Source organism: Alteromonas sp. 5E99-2, assembly GCF_017368475.1.
In the GTDB taxonomy this organism is placed as follows: domain Bacteria; phylum Pseudomonadota; class Gammaproteobacteria; order Enterobacterales; family Alteromonadaceae; genus Alteromonas_F.
In genome coordinates, this window is sequence record NZ_JAFNJE010000013.1 from 125,204 (window position 1) to 132,503 (window position 7,300).

A 7,300-nucleotide genomic window follows, 5' to 3' on the forward strand; every position below is an offset into this window, starting at 1 on the left:
TAATAGGAAATTTTAATGGAACTAGATATTGAACAGCTTAAGAAAGCCTATTTATTTCTAAAAAGCTATACATATTTTGAAAATCTAAACTTATTTATGAAGCAGACGGTATCGGCATTTGAGTGCGGAAATGCTGATGAAGATCTTCAAACGTTACTTGAAGTAATTAATGCCGCAGATATTTGTGAAAATAAGGTTTTTAAGGGCTGGTTGAAAGGCATAAATTATAGACTGTTACCTAAAGGTGCCACTAGACCTGAAGAAGAGCAGCAAAAGAAGCACAATGAAGCTAATGGGCTGTACTTATCGAATGTTACTACATCAGAAACATATGAAGTTAGTAAGTTAAATTACCTTATAGAAGCACCAGCAGAGCTGCACATAATTGAGATGTTGTGGTGTTTGGTTGTCGCTCCTACTCTTGATCGTGACTTAACTTCAGATTGCTATGGCAACCGATTAAGTGATGCTGCAATTTCATTTAATGACAGCTTTGTATTTAGCACTGAACAAGTAAAATCTGAAATATTTAAGCGTTATTTTGACCAATATAGTACATGGCGAGATAAGGCTGTAGATTGTGCTTCTGAACTTTCAGAATCGGGTGAAAATGCGGCTTTCTTATCACTAGACTTAAAGTCTTACTTTTATGAAATAGATGTAGACTTTGACGAAATTGAAAATTTGCTTCTAGAGTCTCTCGATAGTGAGTTAATTATTCTAGCTATCAAACTTAATGACGCTCTTAAGGCCATTTATCAAGAATATTACTCGAAAATAAAAGAAAATTTGAGCATTACCCATCCTACAAGTAGTGCAAAGAAAGGTTTACCTGTTGGTTTAGCATCTTCAGCAGTCATTGCTAATTGGTATTTAAGAGAGTTTGATAAGTCTATTGCATCCAATGTCAGAGCAGAATACTACGGCAGATACGTTGATGACATATTAATTGTCATTAAAAAGCCTACCATAAAAGACAAAAATCAGATTGAATCGTTTATATCGGATTATCTTGGAGGTTTAATTGAAAAATCTGCAAGTGATGAAAACTACGTAGTAAAGGTTGATGAAAACAGCCTCCCTTTACAGAGAGATAAATTGATTCTTCAATACTTCGATAAAGAACATAGCCGTGCAGGTCTTGAGATATTTAAAAAAGAGATAGAAGAACGAAGTAGTGCTTTCAGATTTCTACCTGAGGAACATATAGATAACGAGTTGGATAAATTTGCTTATGACATTCTATACGATGGTTCTGCTAATAAATTAAGGAGTGTAGTCGGCTTAGCTGAAAACGAAACCGAATTGGCTAGATATCTATCTTCACACATAACAGCACATCGCTTGAGTAAGCTCGATAAAAAAGACGTTGTCATGCGACAATTGGGAGTATTCTTCAGCGGGGTTAATACGATTACTTTTAGCAGGTTATGGGAGAAGGTATATCAATATGGTGTTATTCTAAATCGCCCGTCATTTGTAGTCGATTTTTACAATGTGGTGGTTAGTGAAATTGCTAAGATTAAATTTAGTACAAACATCAATGATGCTTCTGGTCCCAAGAAAGCAAGCTTAACTAGGAGGTTAAGATCTGACTTAGAGTATTACAATAATTTGGGGCTAAGCCTGTGTTTAGGGTTATTGGATACTGCTTCATATGAACGCTTAACAATGCCTGAATTTCCTTCCAATATAGAAGAGATTCTCAAGCTACCTATTGATGAATGGCCTACGTCAGAAGGGTTAACTGGATTACCTTTATTTGCGTTTCGGAAAGAATTGAATTGTTATGTAAGGGTATTTAGAAAGGCTAACATGATTAGGCACCATTTAGTTGCATGGCCTCTTGCAAATTACACTGAATATAAGGGAAGTCTTGTTGATGATTCAATGTTCTTGGCATCTGATACCAATGAACTTGTAAAACGTAAATTGGATTATTCTCCCCGTTTTATTCATTTTGATGAATTTCAACTTTTTAAATTAAAGACAGCATTAAGCACTCTTAATGAAGAATTAACATTAAGCGATTGGCAACGGGAATCAATATCAGATTACTTGGATTTGACAGGTTGGCAGGACATTGGGGTTAAGTTTAAAAAGTTAGACGAAAGTTCAAATGACTCTCTGGTTGTTGAGCAATTGAAGGTTGGAGAGAAAGAAAAGCCTAAAGCAATGCGGTTGGCTTTAGGAAATACGCAGCTAAATGAAGTTGATATTGAAAATGCCGTTAGGGAAGATAAGTCACCTAATGTTTCTTTTTCTAGGCAACTCAAACTTTTCCATATATTAAATAGCTCTTTAAAAGAAAAAGCTGACTTATTAGTTTTACCTGAAGTTGCAATACCTGTTTCGTGGCTACCGTTTATGGTGGCTTACTCTAGAAGGCACCAGATAGGCTTGGTTTTTGGTTTAGAACACTGGGTCGTCAATGGTAGAGCTTTTAACCTTTTGATTGAGGCCCTACCTTATAAATTAGGAAATAAATATAACTCTTGTATAGTTACCGCACGAGTAAAAAACCACTACGCTCCTGCTGAATTAGAGATGTTAGATTCATTGCGCCTCACTCCTGCAAACCAAGCCTTAAAGCCTAAAAACTATTACCATAGTGTTAGTTGGAAAGGAGTAAGTTTCGCTACTTACAATTGCTTCGAACTATCTGATATTTCTCACCGTTCTATATTCAAATCTGAGATTGATCTACTGCTCGCCTGTGTGTGGAATAAAGATACAAATTATTACCAGCACATTTTGGAATCGGCTGTGCGGGATTTGCACTGTTATGTTGTGCAATCAAATACTTCTCAATATGGCGGCTCTTGTGTTTTAAGGCCAACTAAAACAGAAAGTAAGACAATGCTATACGTCAAGGGAGGGGAAAACTCTTGTGTTTTAACTGTAGAAATTGATGTTGATGCATTAAGGACTTTCCAATTCAAGTCAAAGCCTAATATTAAAGATAAATTTAAACACCTACCACCGGGCTATCAGAGTGAAAAAGTGAAAAATAGATAAATACATAGGCGGTCGATTCTGTTGAATAATATACGAAAAAGCATAAAGGCTTATTAGATACTAGGGCTGGGAAAAGTTAGATGGATGAGCTTTTAGAAAAGTCAGAAGGGTTAAGTAGTGAATTCAGCCGTGTTTTTGAATATGGACCAATTGATGAAAGCAATCGGGTCATAGCAAGTTGGGTGATGTGTTCAGTAGCGCTGGAACATAGCGCTAGTCTTAGACAATTAGTAATGAACGGTAATTACACTTCAGCAATTTGTATCATGCGGTCTCAATTTGAAGCACTAACTCGTGCTTTATGGCTATTTTATGCAGCGAGTAACCAAAAAGTTGAAAACACTATGGCGCTGCTGTCAGAACGTTCTCAAAATGCAGATCAAAAACCAAATAATAGTGAGATGATTACAAAGTTAGAAGGTAAAGCTCCTGAACAGGCTGTACAAATGTTAAAGGAGTTTAGGGACATCCAATGGAAAGCGCTAAACTCTTATATTCATGGTGGGATACACGCTCTTCAACGTCACGGTGCTGGTTACCCTGAACAACTAGTAAAAGACATAATCAAATCATCCAATGGATTATTAACAATGACAGCAATGATGGGAGCTATACTCACTGACAATAAAGTCATAGTTCAGGATATTTCGAGAATTCAATCAAGGCATAAAGACTGCCTGCCAGATTTGATATCTAACTCTTAGATAGCTAATTACCTTAATATGTTGAATATCGTTTTTTATATAGAATAAAAATGGCGTTATATGGTTTAATTGTAAGGGCGTAATGGCAAAAAGTGGTTAAATAATTTAGTTAAGTGATTCATCCACTTTATTGCTTATTAATTTTTTAATTGCCATACTGGTTAGTAAATACGATGGATGTAGGTAAATAAAAATGTTTCCGAGTAAAAGCTATAATGTGTCAACTTATGGTTGAACCCACATCAGCTAAAGCCTATCACGCTAGAAGCATGAGTTGGACGCAGCTTGAAAAAAGTATCCTTCATCGGCTCAGACAAAGACGTTACCGCCGCTTATGCGAGTGCCCCAACAAGAAAAATCAACTTCTGTTGCATAGATCAGGTCTGCGTTTTATTCTTCTTATACTATTTAGCCAATTTTAAAGTGTACGTTTCCCCAGCTCTAAACATAACCTCAATATTGAAAGTTTTAAGTTGCGTAAGGGTTCTTTATCAATCTGTCGTCTACGAATAGTACGAGTCTTAGATTTCAAGGTTAAGGTAGCCTTAAATCGTCATTCTATGAGTGAAAATAACAAATAAAAAATTTAAAGGGTGCAATTATGCAATTTACTAATATTCGAACCGTCCAAATTACATCATACTTATTGTTGGCCTTAGCAGTGACACAAGCTGTTTATACTGGCCTCTATCTTGCTCACATTACTGTTCCTCGGCAGTTATTATGGGGTATGGAAGGGGTGTTGTTTACCATTCTTATTGCGTTTTCTGGAGCTGCAATGGTGCAGGCCAAACACTCTCAAGTGGGATGGGCTGCTATCGCGTTCAGCGCGGTACTTAATGTAGTCCAAGTTAGTGTAGGTCTTTCTATGTTTGTGCCATTTCGTGAAGCCGCTAATCAATTAGAAGCACTTGGACCTTTGGCCGGGGCAGTTGTGGCTTTTTCCTTTATGGTTTACTACGCAGCTAAGCTTTTGTTAGGTTTTGCTGCTCTTACCTTTGGGATCGCAAAGATGAATGACGGCGCTAAAGTCTTGGGAGGCTTAACCGCTCTGGTAGGTATTGTTGCTATGTTGGCTAATGCTACTTTGATCGTATTTGGGCGTAGTGCCTTTCTACCTTCAGCGGTCGCTGGAGGAACAGGCGTTCTTGCCACTTTGCTTTTGGCGCTTTGCTTGATGAATGTTGCCCGCGAAGACAAATAGTTATTAAAGGTGGCGTGGGTTCTGTAACCCTCGCCTACTCAGTAAAGGAAACAGCGAATAACCATTTCGGGTCTCTTGTTGAAGCAGGTTATATGTATGTTGTTAGCCAAAAACTGGGCAAGTGACCGCAAGCAATGGCTAGTAAATAAAAGCAGTTTAGCTGAGGTTGTGTAACCTCTGGCTAAAATTTATATCGACGTAATCGTTGTTGCATTGACTCAATTTGGTGTGAAATCTCAGTACTATTTTCGTTTAATTGTTTTGCGTAAAGTGTATTGTTTTCACCCAAGGTCTTAATGCTGCTAATACGTTGAAATACGTTTTCGGTTAATTCTTTTTGTAATGCCGCGATGGACGTCGCATCTTTATTCAAGTCGGTTATCGAATTTACTGCTTTTTTGGCTTTCTCTAGAGAAGTACCTGCTTTTTGCGTGGTACTCACAGAGGAAAATGCCAATTCTTTATTGCTTTGCATTTTTGTGGAAGCTTCTCTACTGCCTGATTGAAGTCGCTCGATCATTGATTGAATTTCATTTGTTGAACTTTGTGTTCGGCTTGCAAGAGATCTAACTTCGTCAGCAACAACGGCAAAACCTCGACCTTGTTCACCCGCTCTGGCCGCTTCGATCGCTGCATTTAATGCAAGTAAGTTAGTTTGATCTGCAATAGTTTTGATAACGTCCATTACGCTACTAATGTCTTCGCTGGCGCTAGCCAATTCGTTCACAACACTTACCGATTGATCAATATCACTCGCTTGGGATTCTAAATCGTTAATTGTTAACGCGAGTACATTTGCACTTTCTGTTGTGTCACTGCGAGCCTCTTCTGCTGCGGAATTGGAGTCATTTATAATATTTCTTACGGCTTGACTGTTTTCAGTAACAGATTGAATTGCTGTGTTAATTGCATTGGTTTCTGAACTCAATGATTCGATACCAAGGCTTGATTTATTTGCGACGTCTTTTAGCTGTGAAGACTTATTGATCATAGCATTTGTGGTTGTATCTATTTCTTTTAGTGTGTCTTGAAGTTGCTGAATTAATATATTGAATGATTTAGCCATGCGCCCAAATTCATTGTTATTTTGTGCATCGAAACGAAATGTTAAGTCGCTTTCTTTTGAGGATAATTGTTCCACTACTCGAGTGAATTCTTCTATTGGCCTGCCTACGATATGTTTAATTAAATAAAATACTATGGTTAATAGCAGCCCACTTGCGATGATGATTTTTATGATAAGTGAAGATAGGCTTTTTATTACCAGAGTTGATAGCTCATCGTTTGATGACACCATTACAAGTTGATAGCCCCAACTCTCAAATTCTTTGGTGTCGATTGACCAGTCTTCGTCATTAGATGATAAAATTTGGCTTGCTGTTGAGGTGTCTATGTGGCCGGAGTGAAATAGTAAATTATTGTTAGCATCTTTTAGGGCGACAAAGCCCTCTTCTAAAATAGCACTTTTTTGAATGGCCTTTCTTAGTACGTCTAAATCAGCGGAATACCCCACGTACCAAATGCCGATAATCTCACCATTTTGATTTCTCATAGGTTCATAGCCAGTAAGGTATGGATTACCTAATATGTCTACTTCACCATAGTAGGCTTCGCCGTTGTTAATTTTGCTCATGGCTTTACCAGAGGGCGCCAGTTTGGTGCCAATGGCTCTTTGATTGTCTTTTATGACGTTGGTGCTCACGCGAATAAAGTCATTGCCAGTCTTACTAAATAGCGTGGCTGTTCCGCCCATGACTTGAGTTAAGTTATCAACGAGTTCAAAATTATTTGCTTGCTCGTGAGTACCTAAAAGTAGTTGCGAAGATACAACTGAGTTAACTGAAGTGGTGCCTTTTTGATTGGGTATTCCTAATTTTTCTCCTCGTTGCTTAAGTAGTTTCATACTACTTTTTACTCGGGTTAGCATGAGTTCATCAATAACAGAGAAAAGGCTCAGTAGCTCATGGGAAACCGCAGTTTTTTCTAGCGACACTTGATTTTTAATATCTCTTGTTTGCTGAACTGCGGTTGAAATAGCGAGTATCAAAGCGCCTAAAAAAATAATAGCAAAAAGGGAAAACAGGACTTTTTTTTGGATAGACATCATACAGCCTTAAGTAAACTACTAAACTAAATACGTTGAGAACTAGATGACGTAACTAAATAAAATAGAACGGAAATTCCCATAGAAATGCTGAGTCATCAATGTAACTGTAGTTCAGAACTTTCGTGCTGTAAAAAATAAGGTCGGTTATTTTGATTTCAAAAAATTATACTGGCTTCCATTAATTAGTTTTTAGCAGAATGAAATTGTACTAGGGTGGTTAGCATCAGTTCTAACTGTGCAATAAAGCTTGGTAAGCGTTGTTTTAGC

General features: G+C 37.5%; 4 protein-coding genes. 3 read left to right on the plus strand and 1 reads right to left on the minus strand.

The genetic code is table 11. The features are described 5' to 3' along the window. The first annotated feature begins 15 nt into the window (after positions 1-15). The 3 genes from J3L16_RS13545 to J3L16_RS13555 all read left to right on the plus strand — a co-directional run bounded on the left by J3L16_RS13545 (position 16) and on the right by J3L16_RS13555 (position 4,926). Positions 16-3,018 carry a reverse transcriptase domain-containing protein gene (locus J3L16_RS13545; protein WP_207613524.1) on the plus strand — a complete coding sequence of 1,001 codons (3,003 nt, stop codon included), beginning with the start codon at positions 16-18 and terminating at the stop codon, positions 3,016-3,018. A gap of 80 nt (positions 3,019-3,098) precedes the next feature. Then, entirely contained in the window at positions 3,099-3,722 is a 624-nt protein-coding gene (locus J3L16_RS13550; RefSeq protein ID WP_207613525.1) for a hypothetical protein, read from the plus strand. Positions 3,723-4,323: 601 nt separating this feature from the next. After that, positions 4,324-4,926 (plus strand): thiamine biosynthesis protein ThiC, encoded by a 603-nt coding sequence (locus J3L16_RS13555; RefSeq protein WP_207613526.1) that lies wholly within the window; start codon positions 4,324-4,326, stop codon positions 4,924-4,926. 181 nt (positions 4,927-5,107) lie between these two features. Here J3L16_RS13555 and J3L16_RS13560 read toward each other — a convergent pair whose 3' ends face one another. Continuing rightward, positions 5,108-7,030 (minus strand): Cache 3/Cache 2 fusion domain-containing protein, encoded by a 1,923-nt coding sequence (locus tag J3L16_RS13560; RefSeq protein WP_207613527.1) that lies wholly within the window; start codon positions 7,028-7,030, stop codon positions 5,108-5,110. Between the last annotated feature and the right edge of the window lie 270 nt (positions 7,031-7,300).

Excerpts from the sequence above, each read along its gene's own strand:
- J3L16_RS13560 (WP_207613527.1), bottom strand. The coding sequence starts at position 7,030 with ATGTCTATCCAAAAAAAAGTCCTGTTTTCCCTTTTTGCTATTATTTTT.
- J3L16_RS13550 (WP_207613525.1), top strand. The coding sequence starts at position 3,099 with ATGGATGAGCTTTTAGAAAAGTCAGAAGGGTTAAGTAGTGAATTCAGC.
- J3L16_RS13555 (WP_207613526.1), top strand. The coding sequence starts at position 4,324 with ATGCAATTTACTAATATTCGAACCGTCCAAATTACATCATACTTATTG.
- J3L16_RS13545 (WP_207613524.1), top strand. The coding sequence starts at position 16 with ATGGAACTAGATATTGAACAGCTTAAGAAAGCCTATTTATTTCTAAAA.